Consider the following 17,839-nt stretch of genomic DNA (forward strand, 5'->3'; position numbering starts at 1 on the left):
ATATCGGCTTTCTAATAAATTTATTTCAGATTTTCTTCAACTTTATTAAGTATCGGAGTAAAGTAAGGCAGATTCTGCCCTGGTATTATTTGTCTTGCTGCTCTGATCGGGCCATCATCAAAGTTACCACTTAGAATGCCACTCGATATCTCACGTAAGTTTTCTAATGTACCAAATGTAGGGCCAGCAATCGAACTCAATACGCCTCTACTAGCATAGCGTGATTGCGTTCCTGTTCCTATCATAGGACCTAATCCAACCGTTCCTTCACTGGCTTTCTCTAATATGTTATTAAATTCCATTAATGGACCTAATATACCTGAGCGATCAACACCCTCAATAATAAGTTTCTCGGGTGACCAATCGATATCCCTGCCAGCTAATGTATTTTTAATCGCATAAGTTAATGAACCTAGCATAATTTGCAGAGCCATTCCGTAATAAAAATGAGCATCTCCAGCCTGTATTCCGCTTATTGTTGCACGATTAAATGAGCCAAAAATAAACGATTTAAATTGGAATATATGTTTTCCAAACAGACCACTAGACCATAATGGAGTATCACCAATACCAGGAGTTATAACTGTATTATTAACGTCTTTCATGACGGCAGATTCAAAAGCACCGCGAACAACAGGATCATCCCATTTACTGCTATTACCTATACGCAGTCCATCAACTGTTTCACCATGTTTAGCAAATTGTTGTTGAATACGGCCCAGCATGCCTTCATCAATACCTAGCTTGGCTAGCCTAGCATTAGAAGCCTGAGACCCTAGAATAATATCCGCAGTATTTATACCATTTATTGTCTTATGGAAAGAGTTCCATTGATTCATTAGAGTCAAATTTCCAAATTTACCAGTCATATAATCTAAACCAGACTCTAAGGCACTACGTTGAGCATATCCATCTGTCAAATCAGCTATTGCTCGACTACGGTCTGATAAGTATACATCTAGACCAACGCCCATTTTTCTTAGCTCTTCCTTACCAGCTTTCCACACATCACTACGAGATAACCATTTACCATAAACGTTAAATGTTTTACTAAAGCCATTGACCATAACGGCACGAGCAACATCAGGGATTGCTGAAACAGTCATCCCACCAAGCATAGTTAAGAAGTTGAGATTACGCAGAACATTACCAGCTCGAATAAATGCATTTGAAGGGTTATCAGGACGTTTATAGACACCTAAAGCCCTATCTCTCATCGCCATGATGTCTTCTACATCACGTAGCTTCAACTTACTTAAGCGTCTAATTTCACCTGATTTTTCTAGCGCTTGAATAGCTTCTTTTTGTGCTGCATCAAGCTCTTGATTAATAAATTTAAAATACTCCTTTTCTGACATGTTATTTTTCTTATCAGCATATTTAGTTTCAAGTTCTTTTCTTAGTACCGAAGGATTACCTTTCATGAGTTCGTCATATTCATCCTCGATGCTGCGTATTGTTCGCTCCATCGAAGATTCACCAAAAGCACGCGTTAACTCAACATTAGGAGCAGCATCTCGTATATGATGTTGCAAAACATAGCGGACATCATTCTCCAAAAATTCTTCAATTAATTCATCAGGTATCGCTAAAGTTCGAGATTTAGTTGAGCCAGGTAGCTTAACTGAAAAAGCATTGGCATAGTCTTGTGGTCTCATGGCTCCAGTAATTTTGTTAATTACTTCATCAGCAGCAACTTCCAAGTCTTCCAAAACTGCCTTTTCGCTTCTTGACCAGTAGTCCGTTAATATTTTTTTAAATTCGCTTCGTCTAGAAAGTATTTCACCTACACGATACAAGCGAGGAAAGTAGCTCATGCCACCTACAAGCTTTAAATCACTTGGTAAAAGACCCACAGCTTGTAATTCAGCCCTCACATTATCTAAAGCCGGTCGCAGTGCACGAGCTGTTTCCTGAACAACAGGGTTTGCACTTGTATCATTTCTACGCATTGCTTTTGTCACTTCAACAGCAAAATTAAAACGTCTGCCTGTTCCACCAGCAGCACGATATTTAGCATAGCCACTATTGGTAGTTATAATGACTGCAGCTTCATTACGTGACCACATTCTAATTTTAGTTTCAACAGCTGCAGGTGTCGCAATTCCTTCAAGATTCTTTGCTGTTGTGAAATTATTTTCAGCTAATAACTGAGCTGTTCTACGAGAGGTAACGGCTGGTGAATCCATTAAACGCCCGATCGGTGTCATTTTCATGACAGAATTAGCCCAATTCGGTCCTTTCATTGCTTCTTGAGCTAATGTTGTTTCTGCTACCCTTTGAGCGCCAACACTACCACCAGAGAGCGATTGAGCCAATGAGTTACTAATTTCATTAGTAGCTCTCTTTTTTACCTCTGCGCTTATCAAGTGACCAGCACTACCAACCATACCGCCCAAAATAGCACCTGCAGTTGTATGTATTACGCTTTCTTCAAATGTTCTAGTGTATTGTTGCTGATGTAATATAAACTCACTAGCTGCAGTGCTTAGACCAACCGTTGCTGCGGTAGTAGATGCTTTTGCAATAAGCCCTCCTTGCGCACCTGGAATCAACAGGCTTCCTAGTGTTATAGGATCCAATAACCCCGCAGTGAAAGAAGCTAGAGTACCTTGCCAACCTGATTCAGCTAAATGCTGTCTATCCTGATTTTCATTATCTATTTGTTGTTTTATCCATGCTGTTTCTTGAGGAGAACGTGAGTCTGCGAATTTTGTAGCCCACATTCTGTAACCATCTAACTCATTAGGATCATTGTAAGGGTTATAATCATCCTCTCTTTCAAAATCAGGCGCAGGATTAAATAACCCTGAAAGTATATTATACTTCCTAAATGCAGCGCCCATCACTGACGGGCCTTCTTCTTGAGGTTTTGGGTTAATTCCAACTTCATACGGCGTATCCCAGCCTTTAGTATATGGAAGCGTAAAGTTATTAGCAGGTCCTTCTGTTTCTGGATAAATTGGCATTATTCATTACCTCCCCAAGAAAAATAGCTACTTAATTGCTCTTTCTGCCTTTCAATACGTTGTTCATGAGCTTGTTCATACTGCTTATCAAACTCATCATGACGATCATAGAATGCTCTCCTTGCTTGACCTTTAGCATCTTGCTTAATTTCATATTCAGCGGCTTCTGCAAGTAAATCTTGATATGGCTTATAACTCTCTAATTCAGGCTTATATCTTATTTTAGAACCTGATTCATCATGATAAGGCTGTAAAGTTGGTATTCCATTCTTATCTTCTTTGGAAATAAATATGGCGTAATCACCATTCCTAGGTGTGAGATGATCGACAACTAAGATAATTTCACCATCAACTATGGGTTTAGGTTTATTCTCTGAAGTATCAATTCCTCCTGTTGTGTTATTTACTCTGAATCCTATATCTTGATTGCTTTTACGCTCTTCACCATATTTTAATTTCCATTTCTCCTCTTCCCATTGTTTTGCTTGCCATCCATCAGGCCCTCCTTTATATAATGCTTCTGGGGCATATTTCATTAATTCTGCTTTGCCGTTTATTTCAGTGATAGACCATTTTCTTGATATTTGCTGATTGGTCATCTTTTTGGTGATTTCATCATTACCACCAGCAATTCGATAATTAAGGTCATATAAAGATTCATAATCATTTCTAAATAAGGCTGCTTCATTAGTCTTATCAGTAGCAGATGGATCAATACGAAAAATCTGCCCTAGATCACTCACAAAGCCTTTTGCTGACTTCAATCGATTATTTTTATAATCAGTAGAAGATTGATCTTTTGATAACTGCTCTTTTACATCATCTGTTTGTTTATATGTTAAGTTATAAGCATGTTCTACAGATTTTGTATCATCTACACCTACGCTTCTAAGTTGATTTACTTGTAAATAAAATGCCTGCTTTTCTTTTGACATACCTGTTATTGCTGTTGGGTTTGTTTCATATAATCGACTAACAAAGTCAGCGGCAGGCAACACTGTTTTTGCATCTTGGGTAACAGCGGCAGCGTTAAGATGGGATAATAATTGCGTAGGAATAATCCCTGTATTTCCAACTAGCTTAAGAACACCTGTTACCTGTTCTTCATTGCTTAAATTAAGGTTAGCAAAATGAGATGCATAATAACTATCGGTGGCTGCTTTATTACTTTTGCTACTTGGATCAAGAGGAATGCCATAATTAATTGCATTTGAAACCATTTGAGCACCTTGATTAGCCTCCCATGCTTTATCAAACTCATTGAACTTAATACGCATCTTTTCATATCTCTGCTGTTGAGCAGCAAAGTTAGGAGCGTTAGGGTCTTTAGGTCTATTCTGTTCTAAAATATCAGAGCGGCTATCAGGGCTAACCTCTCTTGCTGCAGCAATTATGCTTCCATATTTCAATTGTTCTTGCACTTCCGCATAGGCTTTAAGACCTTTATATTCCCCATACGCTCTGGTATAAGCAGCTTCACTAGGAACATTTGTAGGCTGCAACCCTTCATCTGTAGCAGCATAAATATTTTTATTAATTAAAGATATTTCATCAGAATACTGCTTTCTTCTTTCACTTTGCGCAGCTTCACCTTGTTTTCTGATTCGGTATTGCTGCATAGGTGTTAGTAGATTCCACCATGGGCTATTAGTATTAGTAATTTGCCTACTTTGCGTTTGGTATTGTGACGCCTCTGGTTGTGGTAACCTAGTAAACCCTAGTGCAGCTTGAAGACCTGTGTTTACTTGATCGTCTGTAACACTATGCTTTCCTTCCATTTGCATAATAGCTGTTGTGATATTCTTCAACGTTTCGATATTGCTAACATCAATCGGTATATTCGGATCAACACCTAATTTATCTGAGACGAAAGCAATATATTTATCTGTTTTATTGCCATCTTTTTCTGGCGCATAACGGCTAATTATCTGGTTTATCGTAACAATACCGTTATTGCGATAAGTAAGTAGATTTTTACCTAAAGCACGTACACCATGCTCTGGTGTGGCAAAACGAACAAATTCACCATCATCTCCTATTTGCCCTTCCCATTTGTTATCAGAAACTCTGATATTACCCGGATTATTATTTCTTCCATTTCTATCATCAGGATCAGAAGAACTATTTGATGTATTACTTGGAACACGAATAACACCACCAATATCTGATGGTTCACCTATTACATTAAATGTTCCCATAGCATCAGTTGCCATTGCATTCTGTGCAGCAGTCCAAGCAACTTGATTGTTAAAATTATCTACTTTTGCTGAAATTTCTTCCTCGCTAATACCACGAGCACGATTGAATTCAACAATACTATGTTGCCCCAATGTCATAAAACTAATAAAAGCTTGAGGATTATTGAAACTATCAGAAGCATTTTTTGCATAGCCAGCGACAATCCCATCATTCCGACTAGTTTCAAATGATTGAACTTCTTTTAATTCATAAGATTTAGTCTGATTAGCATACTGTCTTTTAATCACATTAAATTGTTTAAGAAAATCTTCTTGTGAACCTTCAGGCAATTGTGACATTAACTCTTGCCCTTTTGATTCTATATTGAAAATTATTTCATCAGATTGACCAACTGCATTTTTACCTTGCTTCGTGTATAAACCCGTTTGAGGATTATTAAACAGATCATCTGCATGGTCTTGGAGTTGCAATAATGCATCTTGCGCTAGTGCAACATTGGCTCTTTGTTTTGCTTCTGCAAATAAACCGACATATTGCTCACCAACACGACCAAATCCAGCGCCAAAAGCATCAGGTGATGATTGAACAGAAAACCCATTATTTGGTAACTGCTCAGGCATAACCGTTCTATTATCGTATGTAGGAACCTTGGGCATGATTAAAATCCTTTTGGTGCTTTAGCAAATGTCTTACCCGCTTTCGCAGCACCTGAGCCACCACCACCGAACGGACTCCATGTACCACCAGCCAACTGATACGCGCCATAAGCTTGAATAGGAGCTGTTAATAACGTTGTCATTGCGCCCATGTTGCCTGAACGTCTTGCCATTTTTGCATTAAGGCGATCATTCTCAGCTTGCATACGATAGCCATACGCTTCACGAGAAGCGTTATTTACCATAGTTAACGCATCAAGCTCACCCATTGCGGCAGTATCACCCAAAATATCTAAAGCACCCGCAGTACTTAAATCAATGCCACTGGCTGACATTGTTGCCGCCTGTGTGCCGGCTAATTGGCGAGTACGTCTACGCTGTTCTTGTGCCTGAGCGTTTCCTTTATTAATTGCATCAAGTGCAGCATCTTCATTAATTTTGGCGTTTTGATTAGCCACTGATGCTTGAAATTTACCATCGGTATATTGTCCGTATGCTTGCAACGCAGAAGTACCAATCACTGCAGCCGCTAATGTTGTTGGTTCACACATTATTTAGCCCTCAATGTAAAACGATGGAAAGGTAACTGAAGTAAACCTGCTGGCTTTGCTTCTTCAATCTGAAACCCCAACCAATGGAGCCACGCCTTAGCAATATGATTACGTTCATCGACATAATTCATCAGTGTTGGGTATTGCCCTAACATCTGTTTTAAGATGGGTTTACAGCGCCGTAGAAAGGTTTTCTGATGTTGCTCTAATAAGTTAGAACCCACCAACCAAGGAACACCTAAGCCAGTCAGTAATGAGCCAGAAGCAACACCAAAAATAGTCACCACCTCATTATTAATAATGCCGGCATAGGCTTTAGTAGAAACAGATAAGCCATGTCGTAATACCTGCTCAGGTGTTTGCATTGACATAGCGTAGAACTCATCAACATCAGCTTGTCTTACATGTGGTAATAAACGAACAATATGTTCATGAGTAGCAGGAATGATTTGTACATGATGTTTTTTCATATTAGAAACCACCAGCATCAATACGCGGAATAACAGAGAGCACCGCTAACGGTAAAGGATCAACCTGTCTAATAAAGACACGTCCGTTTTTGCTCCAATCTGCATCTAAATTAATTTCAACAATGCCTGTGGCATCATCAACAGGATTGTCGTAAAACTCGAATTGACGTTGAGGATACTCATATAGCCGTTCTTTTTCAGTACCGGCCCAAATACCCCGACTACTATTTACAATTAAGCTGGCAACCTTAATAAGCTTCTTCTTATCAAGTAATGTTTCTTGCCCATTGATATGGATATCAAGCGTTTCTAATTCGCTGGTAATAGGTAATCCGATATGTACTACGGCTGATGGCGTATCAATTTCCACTGTACCATTGGTGACAATGGCCTGCGGTGAAACATTAGCATCGGAAAGAATATTAACTGTCTTACCTTCAAGATGATTTAAGCCAGCAAAGCGATAGCGGGCTATGCTCCATTCAGTAGTGGGCGTATTTTGTAATACTGGTGGAATATTGCGATTAGCAGAAATAACCACTTGATTTTCAGATACATACTGAACAATCTTACAGCGAAGCTCTTTATGTTCATTATCTTCAAAATAAGGAATATTGACGGCACTACCAATATCAGAAGCACTAAAGACAGGATCACCTGAAATCACTAATGGATAGTTTTCTTGATAGTTCCACTCACCCGCTCCACCAGTGATGGTTGCTGTTTTTGATATATCAGTATTTCTACCGTCATAACTTAAGCCAGAATCCACAAAGAAAGCATCTTCTGTACGAGTAAATAAACGGCTGGCTAATCGTTCTACATACCGAACCTGTTTACCGTTTACTGTGCGCTGAACAATAAAATAAGCTGAATCTTCATTGCCTTCACTGATGGAACATGTGGACTCAAATTTCCCTTCTGTCGATTGTGGCGCCCATGCAAAAACTTGTTGTTCTCGTAAATAGGTTAAAGCCAACATTAACCCATCGTCACGTATGCACCATGCAATAGAATATGGAACCGTAGTAAATGACCAATCAACAATGCGGTGACGTTGAAATAGGTGATTTGCCAACATAGTTAAGTCAGTGCCTTGATACCCATCCACATCAAAGGAGTACGATAAATCACGCACGGCACTACCTTTCTCTTGTATATAAAGCGCAATATTCGCAACAGAGATTGGAGGTAAATCACTTGAGCCGTTAGCACCTTGTGATGACATTGAAAAACTGGAAGGTGTAAGTACTTTGTTCTGATCGCCTGTGATTTGATATTCACCGCCTGAGGTCAATGCCACCAGCGAACCGACATCAATCAAATGGCGAATTTCATTAACTTGACGACCTGCATACGTGTAGATAATGCGATCATCATCTTGAATAGGATTGTTGCGCCCAAAGTCTTTATAGTCACCGCTACGACTGGCCCATATCGTTTGTGGGTAGGCACGAGATCCGGCAAAGAATAAACGTTGTTGATAATAAACAACGGTGCTTGGATAACCATCAACATTATTCCACACTGCACGCGCCCATTTATGGCTTGCATTATCTTCACCAACGGCATTGGATGGAATATAAGAGATCACCTTTCCTGTGGCTGTTTTGCCATCTTCACTAACAGTTTCAATTTTTACGATACCAAAACCACTATGCAAATATTCCCACTGGATCCCTGTATCACCACCCCAACCATCCCAGCTCATTCCTTCAGTATGAGACGGTCTTAGTGTTCCTGTTTTACCGCCACTATTGGCACGATAGTAGTTACTGTCAGCACGGCGTTGATCATTAAGGTTGGTTGTTTTATCTGTTTCCCATACAGGAACCGCATCAATATCACGTTGCTCTAAATAGAACTGCTTACCTATTTGCTCGGTACCAAAAATATCATGCGTAGACGTTAACGTAATTTGCCCCGTGCTTGCACTGGCATAAACTTTCATTGCCTTATCGGTATTGATATCTTCAAAGGGACCGTTCTTGGTTTCAACGGAGACTAACTTCCAATCATCATGATCGTAACGCTGTAACTCCATTGGTGGATAATCAGTATGAACAATCGTCATAACATCTGCTGATTGCGTATACTTCAAATCAAATAAATCAGCTTCTTTATAAAGTGTCGCTAATTCAAACACTTCGCCTTTATGTTCACCATCAGCATAGAGAACCTGCCCACCATCTTTAAATACGCGAATATAACGATCACCAAACTCTAACGCATAGGTTTGTACGGTGCTGAATTGGAAAGGAATAAGGCGAGACTTCTTATTTTGATACTTTGTTTCAGCAATAAATCGTGTGCCTGGTCTATTCTCAACGCCACCATATTGACGAACAATAAAGTTATGGCACTTGCGCAGTGCAGTTGAATACTTCGCAAGATCAACACGACCATATAGGCTTGGTGCAATTTCACCGCCTGAAAAACTAGGTTGAATAAGACTAAATGGCATTATGACAACCTCGCTAGTGTGAATTCATCAATATAATCAGTTGGCTCTGCTGACTCACTTAATGAATGTGCTGCCGCACTTTTAATAACACCTTGGTAAATTTGTAATGCCTCACCACCAATACCCGCATTTGATGCCAATGGACGAGCCAATTCAGCCGCTAAACGCCATGCAAGCGCATCTTTAAATAACGCATCAAACATATTGACGTCAGTAATACGTGCAACATATTCAAGCCATGCACTTGGATGATCAGTAAAAATTAATCGACCAGTCCCGTTTTCATCTGAACCAACATGAAAATGGATTGCTGTATCTGGTCTACGGTACTTTTGATGAGGTTCGACAATACCAATGGCTTTTAGACAATCATTAGGATAGCGATAGGCATACGCCCAATTAGGTGGAGGATTATTTGTATTGGCTAATGCCACCTTTTTAGTTGCAAAGTTCCAAGGAAAATCGGCCAATACACTATCACGGCATTGCGCATAATGAAGGTTGCATTGAACGGCTTCTTTGCTGGCTTCAGTCATGCTATTAATTGAACGACTATTACCAATGCGACTTAATGCAATATTGCAAATTTCAATTTCTGAGGCCATATCATTTATCTCCAATAAAAAAGGGGCTTTCGCCCCCCTTTATCATCGGGGGTTAAACCCCAAGTTCTTTCCGCTTTTCATCTATTGCGGTGCGCATTTTATCTGCGCCCATATTGTGATGAGGTGCTTTACCAAATAGCTGGGTATATTGCTCACGAAGCGCATCAAGGCTTGAATCAATTGCCACACCTGAACCGCTTACAGCAATATTACTTATGCCTTCACCAGTATTATCACCAGCCCCATCAGCCACACTATGAGTATTAAGTCGAGCATCAGCGCCACCAATTAACGCTAAGTTATTGCCAGCTATACCGTCGTACTCAACCTCTTCACCGATTTCAAGTAGACGCCCAGCGATAAATGATTTTTTTAAAACCTTATATCGTGACATGTCACACCTTATTGAGTTGCAGCATCGTAAATAGGATGAGCATCAACAGTTAGGTTGATACCCGCAGTGAACTTACCCGCTGTTAATGGCCCTTCTGCAACAACATATTGCAGGCGCAGATACTTCAGAACGCCTTGAGGTACTTTCGCCACAATACGTTTACCTGCATTTAAATCGGCAATTGGTATAGCAACAGATTCAAAGATAGATTTAGCATCAGAGAATTTATCGTCTGTAGCGGTTTCTAACTTGATTTGAACAGTCGCTTCACCTGCTGCTTTAGCCTGTTCAGTCACTTGTTCAAACAGCTCTAATGGCTCACCAATACCGATATCACGAAATGCACCATGCACTGGCGTTAAGTCGATAATTTGCTTACTTACAGCAGATGCAGTAACCGCCTGATCCAGTGAAAAAAGCGTTTCTTTATCTAAAATCATTTTGACTATCTCCAAATAAATGAAAGTTAGCGGAGCCGTTAAACGACACCGCAATAACTTATTTCACCTGATCTTCAGTCGTTAAGATGGCATCAACACGGCGAACAGGAATTTCATCGAATGAAACAACTTTCTTACCGGCAACTTCTGCCATGGAAATATTGACGTTTTTGCTGTTTTTAATTTGACGACGCATCCAGCTACGAATTTGCTGGTTACAATAAAAAACAGGACGCCCCATAGAGAGGTTAGGGATCTTCTCAATTGCTTGAATAAACAAGTCTGGTAAATCGAGTGTGTCCGCTTTTTCTGGATCTTTACCAATTTTGGATAAATCAATATTGGCGATACGGACAACATAACGCCAGTCACGAACTGAGATACCATTTTTCCATTGGAAGTGAGTACGAAAGCCTTGGTATTTACCTTTGTTCTCATCTTCTAAAGTAACTTCACCTAAATGGTTTTGTTCTAAACCTGCTTTAGAACCTTTAGGGAAAATACCGTGAACAGTGTTTTCACCCCATACGACTAACCACACAGAAGTTAAGTTACTGCCAGTACCACCAGCATCAATGATGTTGACTGCATTCTTTGCTTTCATATCGTTAAAGCGTGCAGCTAAACCCGTAAAGCGCTGAGGATGAACCGTAGCATCACCATAAATAACTGTTTCAGCCATTTGCTGGTTCATTGACTCTAAGAATGCAATTGATTCAGACAATAGAAATTCATTCTTTTGCCCGTTCAAATTAGCAAGGTCTTTATCAACTTCAGAATAGGTTTCAAGCATACCAATCGCATCAGTAACCTGTGCTGTGGTTGATTTGCTTGGTGGTACACCATAGTTAAGTAAGCGCCATGTTGCAGATGGTAAACCAGTACGAACGGTTGTACGGTGACCCGTTGGTAAGTTACCTTCAACGAAAACCATATCATCAAGGATTTCATTAGACTGATTCAGCAATTCGACGATCTTCGCTTGCTTGCTGTCAGGGCCTTGTCGTTTAGCCCAATCAACGAGAGTTAAAGCAGGCATGTTATTTCCTCTTTGTTATCCAAATAAAACATCAGCAGCACTTTTACTGCCGTTACTGTTGCCAGTGACAAGACCGTCCTCTGACATTGCTTTGCCAACACTGGCAAAGATACGAATAAGCTCAGGATGGTTACCTAGTCCTGACTCTTCTAAATACTGTTTCAGCTCAGGTGAACCAAACTTATCCATTGCTTTTTGTGCCGCACCGATAGATTCAGCGGAACCAAGCTCTTTATCTGCTTTAACAGTTTCAGCCCATTGCTCTGTCTGTTTTTGCCAACCTTCAGCAAGTTGCTTATTAATCGCTGGCATGATTTTAGAACCATAAACATCAACCAGTTTTTGCGCTTGTTCGTTGTTTAAATTCAGCTCACGAGCAATAGGCTCAAAGACTTCCAATGCACCTTTATCAAGCTCTTGACCTTCTTCTGGTGCTTTAAATTCATACTTTTCAGGCGCACCTACATCTGATTTATTGGCATCATTTTTCTTATCAGCCGGCTTGCCTCGCTCTCCACCATTCTCTTTTTCAGTGCTTTTATTAGGATCAGCACTGTTTGCTGGTGGCTCATTTTTATCTGTTGCTGATGTTTCTTGAGTAGGTTCTGTTGCTGTACCGCCACCGCCTTCACCTCCCTCGCTGTGTTGCTCGTTATACAAGCGACGCATGATTAGTTTCTGCCATAAATTCATGACTGTTTCTCCCGTTGTTAAACGCTTGGTGTAGCTGCTTCATTTGCCATTTGCGCATAAAGCTCAGGGCAAACTTGGTGTAATTGATTGAAAACTTTTAACCCATAGTTACGCTCGCCTTCTCTAAAGGCAGTTGCATAGGGATCGTTAGAAAAAGAGCTACGAAATACGCCAGAGTCAGAAATCAAACGCCAAATAACAGCACGCCCAGCCTCTGTGGACATAACTTCTTTTAGCTGCTGTTCTTCTTTCTCTTGCCTATTTTTTTGTTGAATATCGTATTCAGTGCGAGCAATTCTCTCGTCTTCATACGCATCAAATGGATGTGTCATTGAGCACCTCCACCAGCCATAACTGACAAGGCACTATCATTATCAAGATTGGTATCACTGAGCGTTTTAGCACCATCAATAGCAGACTGTGCCATTTGCATCTGTGCCATTTGTTGTTGCTGTGTTTGTCGTTGTTGACGTATGGCTTGTACCTGCTCATTGGTTGCAACGATTGTTGGAGAAACACCAATAGCCGACGCATAATTATCAATAGCATCATCAGCATTAAGCTTGTCGAGAGCTTCTGGTTTAACTCTTGCCAGATTGCCAACAAAGCCAGCAAAGCGTTCGATACTGCCAACGCCAATCGATTTCTGTGCCTGAGCCATTACAGAAATGTACTCAACCTTTAGATCCATTCCTTGCATTTCATCAGGCGCAACGGGAAGTAAGTTTTTGTTTACCAAGATTGAGAAAGTGCGATTAATCAGCTTGTCGAGTAACTCAGAATCAAGGCGTTGCAGAACAGGCCCTAATTGCAATAGCTTCTCTTCTCGCATCTCAACAACGGCTTCAATCGGCATAGAGCGCGTATTCACCATTTGCATCATGCGGAATAAATCGACAAAGTAAGCTGTATCAATCAGTTGACGGGTATCTTGAACATCTTCAAGTAGTGCTTTCAATGCTACGGGTTGAACATCAAAAATCGTTTGAATTTTATTAGTAGGATTGGCCTCATCAAGATAGTTAATGCCTCCGGGTATGGTATTTACCCGTTGGTTTTTTAATGAGGCTGGTACTTGTAAAGGTGGGTTGGTCAGCTTATCAATCATCTGCGCTTTACGTTTTTGCATTAATTGAAGTGCTTTAGTGCCACCTAACGCCAACATACCAGGACAAGATGAGCCGTAAACATCTTCACCATTCACTTCCCAACGTGGCGCCATAATAGGAAATTCATCATAGCCAGACTCACGTAACACTTTCTCGTGATCACCCGCCACTTCAAGATAAACGGATTTAAAAGGCTTGTGCTTCGCCTCTAACTTTCCTGATTGTCGTTCAAGGTTTGGATATACGGCATGAACCACTTCAACCCATTGGCTGTACTGGCTTGAATTCCACATTGATTTAACAGTGTCGCTAACGCTATCAATCCCGAACTCCATTACCAACTGGCGAACGGTCATCGTAAATTTGCGATAACAAACATCAACACTCAGGCTCGGGCTATTCGCAATGTAATAACTGCCAAGGGGGAAATGAACGGTACGAATAATACGCTGACTATCTTCAACAACCGCCATTGCAGCAGTGCCGAAAGTACCTAAATCACCATACATCAACGGTAATGACTGATAGAGATTAGAACGATTGAACACTTCGTTCATGCGTTGTTCTGTGGTTTCTAGCCAAAGTTTTACAGGGCCATAATCCATTAAATCAGGATCAGGTGTCGCTAAACGAAACCAAGGACGAGCAGGACTTGTAATGCCTGACATCATGCCACTGGAAAGCACCGATGAAGCTAAAGATGCCGTAGGGTCAATGATCTTACTATTACGGCGATCACCTCGATTAACATCAGACGCAGTAAAACGCGTACTACGAGGACGAGTGAAATCTGACAATTCACGCCAATGCGGTTCAAATGAGCTACGCTCTGTATCCAACTGATTAAGTTGTTGCAGTAGCTGTTGTTTCAATGGCGTTGACATAGTCACCCCTTATTGACCAAGTAAGGTTTTACCGCTGGTGGATGCTGAACTTGTCGCACCCTGCGCACCTGTTAGTAACGTAGACTTACGACCTGCGGCTGCACGGCGACGACGCATTTCATCATCACGACTACCCGTTACTGCCGCATCTTGTTCTTGAGGTGCTGCCTGAACAGCAGGAGGAGTTGTAATTTTTGGAGTATTGCCAAATGGATTACACATATCGACACACCTTTATAATTAACCAATATTGCATATTAAATTAATAATACATGTTATTTGACAATATTGAAAATTATAACTACCACTTTGGTTATGCAATGCCACTGCATTTTTTCTCGGTATTGTTACCACGACAGCGTGCTTTACCTTAGGACTGTTTGCCCTCTACTCCAGAGGGCTTTTTTTATGCGAATGGATCGTAATCTGAATTGCTGACATTAACGCCAGAATGAGGTGAGGAGTAATTTCTATCTATTTTGGTGACTGGATACGCGAACGTCAGTGCTAGTGCATCACCTTTACCCGGTGAACGACCAAGACGCTTTTTAATTTCTGTTTTATCTTCTAGTACAATCTTGCTATCGATAACACGAACCTTGTATTCACCACATGACAAATCATCTGCGGTTTCCTGATCATCAATAGCCCCACCAATTTTTAACCATGTCTTAACGCTGTTATGCATTTCACCGCGTTTGTTCAGCATTTGTGGATCTGTTGATGCACCACCAAACTTAACTAAACGCCACACGCGTCCCCAACTTGTTCCAATAGAGTGAATGCCGGTACCATACCCAAAGTCGATATGAACAGCGTCAGCCTTGTATTGATCTTCAAAGTCAGCAATACGCTTTGCCATAACAACATCGTCAGTTGTTTTAAAGCCCGTCCACAAGCACTTACTAAATAAACCTTGGCGTAGATAAATGACTGCATCATCAATACCAGAATAGGCAGGGTCAACACCAATAATTACGGGCGCATGAGCAACTTCAGCTTGTGTGACAATGCGTTTCATGGCTTCATCGGTTAAACCTGTTGGAATAAACTGTAGTTCTGATGCTGACGGGAACACACCACGAACACGAACTTTAAAGAAGTCGCTATCTTCGCCGTAGTCCTCTTCCCAATTTTTAATCTGCTCTTTGTTGCTACCTTCAACGGTACGGCTATCAATCTGCTTGGTGTTCCAACGATGTTTAAACTTACGAAAGCACTCACGAAAGCGCCCTGTGTTACGGGTTGGGTTACCAAATGCTATCCAAATGATTTCGGTACCTTCATCCGTTAACGCCCCTTCTGCAACTTCCCATACCAGATCAGCAATGTTAGACGCTTCATCAAACACGAGGATAATACGCTTGCCTTTGTTGTGAAGCCCTGCAAATGCCTCCGTGTTGTTCTCTGACCAAGGTACCGCATCAGCACGCCAAGCATTAGCATGATTAGGATCGTTTGAATAGATAGCTGTCTTAGTGCAAGTAAACCAATTATTGGTAAGTGATAGACGTTGCCACTTCGCTATTTCTGGCCACGTTTTAGTGCGTAGCTGATTTTCAGTGTTGGCAGTGACGACGACCTTACAATCTTCGCAGGTATCCATACCCCACTTGATGATCATTGAAATAAATGCCGATTTACCGATACCGTGACCAGAAGCACGAGCAAGTAACAATGGCTGGTGGCGTGTCTTTGGATTGCGTAGATGTTCACCGATTTCATTTAATGCTTCGGCTTGCCACTGACGAGGACCATTGTATTCTTCAAGCTCTCCACCAGCTTCACCCCACGGAAACGCGTAATACGCATAACCTAATGGATCATGCGTAAATGATGCGATATCTTCTATGAGTTGTTCTTCTGGTGACTTCTGTAAAGCTTCTGACATTACTCAACGCTCCCTTGCTGAGCACGTTTACGAGCAGATGCCAACTTATCAGCCAATGATACATTTACATCGACCTGTACTCTGTCTCTAAAAGCATTGATATCAACATGCTTACCAATCAGTTCAAGCACCTTGATTTTATCCAGTAACTTTACTTTTTTAATGCGTGTATCACCGTCAATATCAATGATATCGAATGCAGCAACACTTTTACGCCAAATAGGTGACCATTCAGATATTGGTTTAATATCGCCTTTCTCATTGAGAATATCAGCAATATCCGCATCAAGCATATCGACCAAGCGCTTGAGAACATTGTCAGCACTCATCTTGGTGCGCTTATTACGCTGTTGCATAAGTTGTGCGATACGCTCTTGAATACGGGGATCAGCCATTAGCTGTGATGCGCGCTTGCAAGCACTGCCAGAAGCATATCCAGCAGAGATTGCAGCATCAGTTTGATTATCGGGGGATTTGATATATTCCTGACAGAAACGTTCCATCTTGTCGTTGATAGGCGTTGGCTGTCGTGCAGGTTTCTTTCTTGGTCTTTTGATAGTCATAATGATGATCCACTAACATTGCTCACAAAAAATCCACCATTGTCTCGCGTATAAAATTTATGAACCTCATTTTTTACACGGAGATACCCAAATTTATAATTATTCTTCATTTCAAGATCTAACGAATCAATTATATGTAGCGATAATGGTATTATTTCTTGAGTAGGTTTTGCAATTAACAATGTGGTAACCATTTCTTTTAATTCATCAACATCATCCTTTTTTATAATAGAAACAATACTATTCATAACATCTCTTAAGGCGTAGATTTGCATATTTAAGTCAAACAATAAATCAGTTAAAGTCTTATCAACTTTAGACGCCTCAATTAATACTGAATAATTAAACATTTCTGGCATCTCAGGTCTATGAATAGTATAAACTTCAGTTCCGTCCTTACTATTAAACACTACAGTTTTCCAATTTCCTTCTTTTGATTTCTCTATATTCACGCTGTGAATCATTTCATTTTTTTCATATAAATCAGTTATATAATATAATTGCTGAAGTAGATTGAAAGCCACATTACTTGCTATATCTCTAACCGCCAATATGGTATTATTCTTATTCTCCAGTTTGATTTTCATTTCATTTTTAATTTTAGTTTCAAACTGGCTTACTGATACCTCGGTAATTTTACCTATCTCTCTAAATGTATTATTGGCTATATTATTAGATTCTATCGTTGATTTTTCTGATTTCTCTATTGATTCTTGCGTTGTTCTAAGTGATGCCCGAGTATAAAAAATAGATATAACACCAATAACTGTAGTGAAACACAGTGAGATAATAGCAATAATGATTGCCCAATCAATATCGCTACTCATAGTAGTCACATCCAGCATCAGGTCGGAAAAAAAATTTGAAATGCAATATATATTTTCCATAGTAAACCTTAATCTGATAGTAATC

The 17,839-nt window shown here is 40.4% G+C and carries 16 protein-coding genes; all 16 read right to left on the minus strand.

The features are described 5' to 3' along the window. Window positions 1-20: 20 nt before the first annotated feature. Window positions 21-2,726 carry a hypothetical protein gene (locus tag EHE21_RS10920; protein WP_228766668.1) on the minus strand — a complete coding sequence of 902 codons (2,706 nt, stop codon included), beginning with the start codon at window positions 2,724-2,726 and terminating at the stop codon, window positions 21-23. A 242-nt stretch (window positions 2,727-2,968) separates the two neighbouring features. Then, window positions 2,969-5,824, minus strand: coding sequence for a hypothetical protein (locus EHE21_RS10925; protein WP_194950686.1), 2,856 nt, complete (start codon window positions 5,822-5,824; stop codon window positions 2,969-2,971). Between the two features lie 2 nt (window positions 5,825-5,826). Further along, the gene (locus EHE21_RS10930; RefSeq protein ID WP_004243338.1) at window positions 5,827-6,375 is read right to left on the minus strand and encodes a hypothetical protein; all 549 of its coding nucleotides are present in this window, start codon (window positions 6,373-6,375) and stop codon (window positions 5,827-5,829) included. Beyond that, entirely contained in the window at window positions 6,375-6,845 is a 471-nt protein-coding gene (locus tag EHE21_RS10935; protein WP_228766669.1) for a hypothetical protein, read from the minus strand. The genes EHE21_RS10930 and EHE21_RS10935 overlap by 1 nt, the downstream gene beginning before the upstream one ends. Before the next feature lies 1 nt (window position 6,846). Further along, window positions 6,847-9,309 carry a hypothetical protein gene (locus tag EHE21_RS10940; protein ID WP_194950688.1) on the minus strand — a complete coding sequence of 821 codons (2,463 nt, stop codon included), beginning with the start codon at window positions 9,307-9,309 and terminating at the stop codon, window positions 6,847-6,849. Continuing rightward, complete coding sequence (locus EHE21_RS10945; protein WP_194950689.1) at window positions 9,309-9,914, minus strand: hypothetical protein; 606 nt, start codon at window positions 9,912-9,914, stop codon at window positions 9,309-9,311. Before EHE21_RS10945 ends, EHE21_RS10940 begins: the two co-directional genes overlap by 1 nt. 52 nt (window positions 9,915-9,966) lie before the next feature. Beyond that, window positions 9,967-10,308, minus strand: a complete 342-nt coding sequence (locus tag EHE21_RS10950; RefSeq protein WP_194950690.1) for a hypothetical protein — start codon at window positions 10,306-10,308, stop codon at window positions 9,967-9,969. Window positions 10,309-10,316: 8 nt separating this feature from the next. Next, window positions 10,317-10,748, minus strand: a complete 432-nt coding sequence (locus tag EHE21_RS10955) for a Bbp16 family capsid cement protein (RefSeq protein ID WP_194950691.1) — start codon at window positions 10,746-10,748, stop codon at window positions 10,317-10,319. Between the two features lie 58 nt (window positions 10,749-10,806). Continuing rightward, window positions 10,807-11,787, minus strand: a complete 981-nt coding sequence (locus tag EHE21_RS10960) for a major capsid protein (protein ID WP_004243350.1) — start codon at window positions 11,785-11,787, stop codon at window positions 10,807-10,809. 15 nt (window positions 11,788-11,802) lie between these two features. After that, window positions 11,803-12,480 carry a peptidase gene (locus tag EHE21_RS10965; protein WP_194950692.1) on the minus strand — a complete coding sequence of 226 codons (678 nt, stop codon included), beginning with the start codon at window positions 12,478-12,480 and terminating at the stop codon, window positions 11,803-11,805. 17 nt (window positions 12,481-12,497) lie between these two features. Continuing rightward, a complete protein-coding gene (locus EHE21_RS10970) occupies window positions 12,498-12,812 on the minus strand; it encodes a hypothetical protein (RefSeq protein ID WP_194950693.1) in 315 nt (104 codons plus the stop codon). Further along, window positions 12,809-14,473 carry a portal protein gene (locus EHE21_RS10975; RefSeq protein ID WP_194950694.1) on the minus strand — a complete coding sequence of 555 codons (1,665 nt, stop codon included), beginning with the start codon at window positions 14,471-14,473 and terminating at the stop codon, window positions 12,809-12,811. The genes EHE21_RS10970 and EHE21_RS10975 overlap by 4 nt, the downstream gene beginning before the upstream one ends. A gap of 9 nt (window positions 14,474-14,482) precedes the next feature. Beyond that, window positions 14,483-14,695, minus strand: coding sequence for a hypothetical protein (locus EHE21_RS10980; RefSeq protein WP_004243356.1), 213 nt, complete (start codon window positions 14,693-14,695; stop codon window positions 14,483-14,485). 184 nt (window positions 14,696-14,879) lie between these two features. Next, window positions 14,880-16,364, minus strand: a complete 1,485-nt coding sequence (locus tag EHE21_RS10985) for a terminase (protein ID WP_194950695.1) — start codon at window positions 16,362-16,364, stop codon at window positions 14,880-14,882. Further along, window positions 16,364-16,927: a terminase small subunit gene (locus EHE21_RS10990; RefSeq protein ID WP_080047821.1), complete on the minus strand. Its 564-nt coding sequence runs from the start codon at window positions 16,925-16,927 to the stop codon at window positions 16,364-16,366. Before EHE21_RS10990 ends, EHE21_RS10985 begins: the two co-directional genes overlap by 1 nt. Further along, entirely contained in the window at window positions 16,924-17,754 is an 831-nt protein-coding gene (locus EHE21_RS10995) for a hypothetical protein (protein ID WP_194950696.1), read from the minus strand. The genes EHE21_RS10990 and EHE21_RS10995 overlap by 4 nt, the downstream gene beginning before the upstream one ends. Window positions 17,755-17,839: the final 85 nt, after the last annotated feature.

The sequence above is a fragment of the Proteus sp. GOKU genome (assembly GCF_015475555.1).
GTDB classification, from domain to species: Bacteria; Pseudomonadota; Gammaproteobacteria; order Enterobacterales; family Enterobacteriaceae; genus Proteus; species Proteus mirabilis_B.

What these genes read in the sequence shown, in the direction of transcription:
- EHE21_RS10925 (WP_194950686.1), bottom strand. Translation starts at nt 5,824, where the DNA reads ATGCCCAAGGTTCCTACATACGATAATAGAACGGTTATGCCTGAGCAG.
- EHE21_RS10920 (WP_228766668.1), bottom strand. Translation starts at nt 2,726, where the DNA reads ATGTGGGCTACAAAATTCGCAGACTCACGTTCTCCTCAAGAAACAGCA.
- EHE21_RS10980 (WP_004243356.1), bottom strand. Translation starts at nt 14,695, where the DNA reads ATGTGTAATCCATTTGGCAATACTCCAAAAATTACAACTCCTCCTGCT.
- EHE21_RS10985 (WP_194950695.1), bottom strand. Translation starts at nt 16,364, where the DNA reads ATGTCAGAAGCTTTACAGAAGTCACCAGAAGAACAACTCATAGAAGAT.
- EHE21_RS10940 (WP_194950688.1), bottom strand. Translation starts at nt 9,309, where the DNA reads ATGCCATTTAGTCTTATTCAACCTAGTTTTTCAGGCGGTGAAATTGCA.
- EHE21_RS10995 (WP_194950696.1), bottom strand. Translation starts at nt 17,754, where the DNA reads ATGAGTAGCGATATTGATTGGGCAATCATTATTGCTATTATCTCACTG.
- EHE21_RS10945 (WP_194950689.1), bottom strand. Translation starts at nt 9,914, where the DNA reads ATGGCCTCAGAAATTGAAATTTGCAATATTGCATTAAGTCGCATTGGT.
- EHE21_RS10965 (WP_194950692.1), bottom strand. Translation starts at nt 12,480, where the DNA reads ATGAATTTATGGCAGAAACTAATCATGCGTCGCTTGTATAACGAGCAA.
- EHE21_RS10950 (WP_194950690.1), bottom strand. Translation starts at nt 10,308, where the DNA reads ATGTCACGATATAAGGTTTTAAAAAAATCATTTATCGCTGGGCGTCTA.
- EHE21_RS10955 (WP_194950691.1), bottom strand. Translation starts at nt 10,748, where the DNA reads ATGATTTTAGATAAAGAAACGCTTTTTTCACTGGATCAGGCGGTTACT.
- EHE21_RS10990 (WP_080047821.1), bottom strand. Translation starts at nt 16,927, where the DNA reads ATGACTATCAAAAGACCAAGAAAGAAACCTGCACGACAGCCAACGCCT.
- EHE21_RS10960 (WP_004243350.1), bottom strand. Translation starts at nt 11,787, where the DNA reads ATGCCTGCTTTAACTCTCGTTGATTGGGCTAAACGACAAGGCCCTGAC.
- EHE21_RS10970 (WP_194950693.1), bottom strand. Translation starts at nt 12,812, where the DNA reads ATGACACATCCATTTGATGCGTATGAAGACGAGAGAATTGCTCGCACT.
- EHE21_RS10930 (WP_004243338.1), bottom strand. Translation starts at nt 6,375, where the DNA reads ATGTGTGAACCAACAACATTAGCGGCTGCAGTGATTGGTACTTCTGCG.
- EHE21_RS10935 (WP_228766669.1), bottom strand. Translation starts at nt 6,845, where the DNA reads ATGAAAAAACATCATGTACAAATCATTCCTGCTACTCATGAACATATT.
- EHE21_RS10975 (WP_194950694.1), bottom strand. Translation starts at nt 14,473, where the DNA reads ATGTCAACGCCATTGAAACAACAGCTACTGCAACAACTTAATCAGTTG.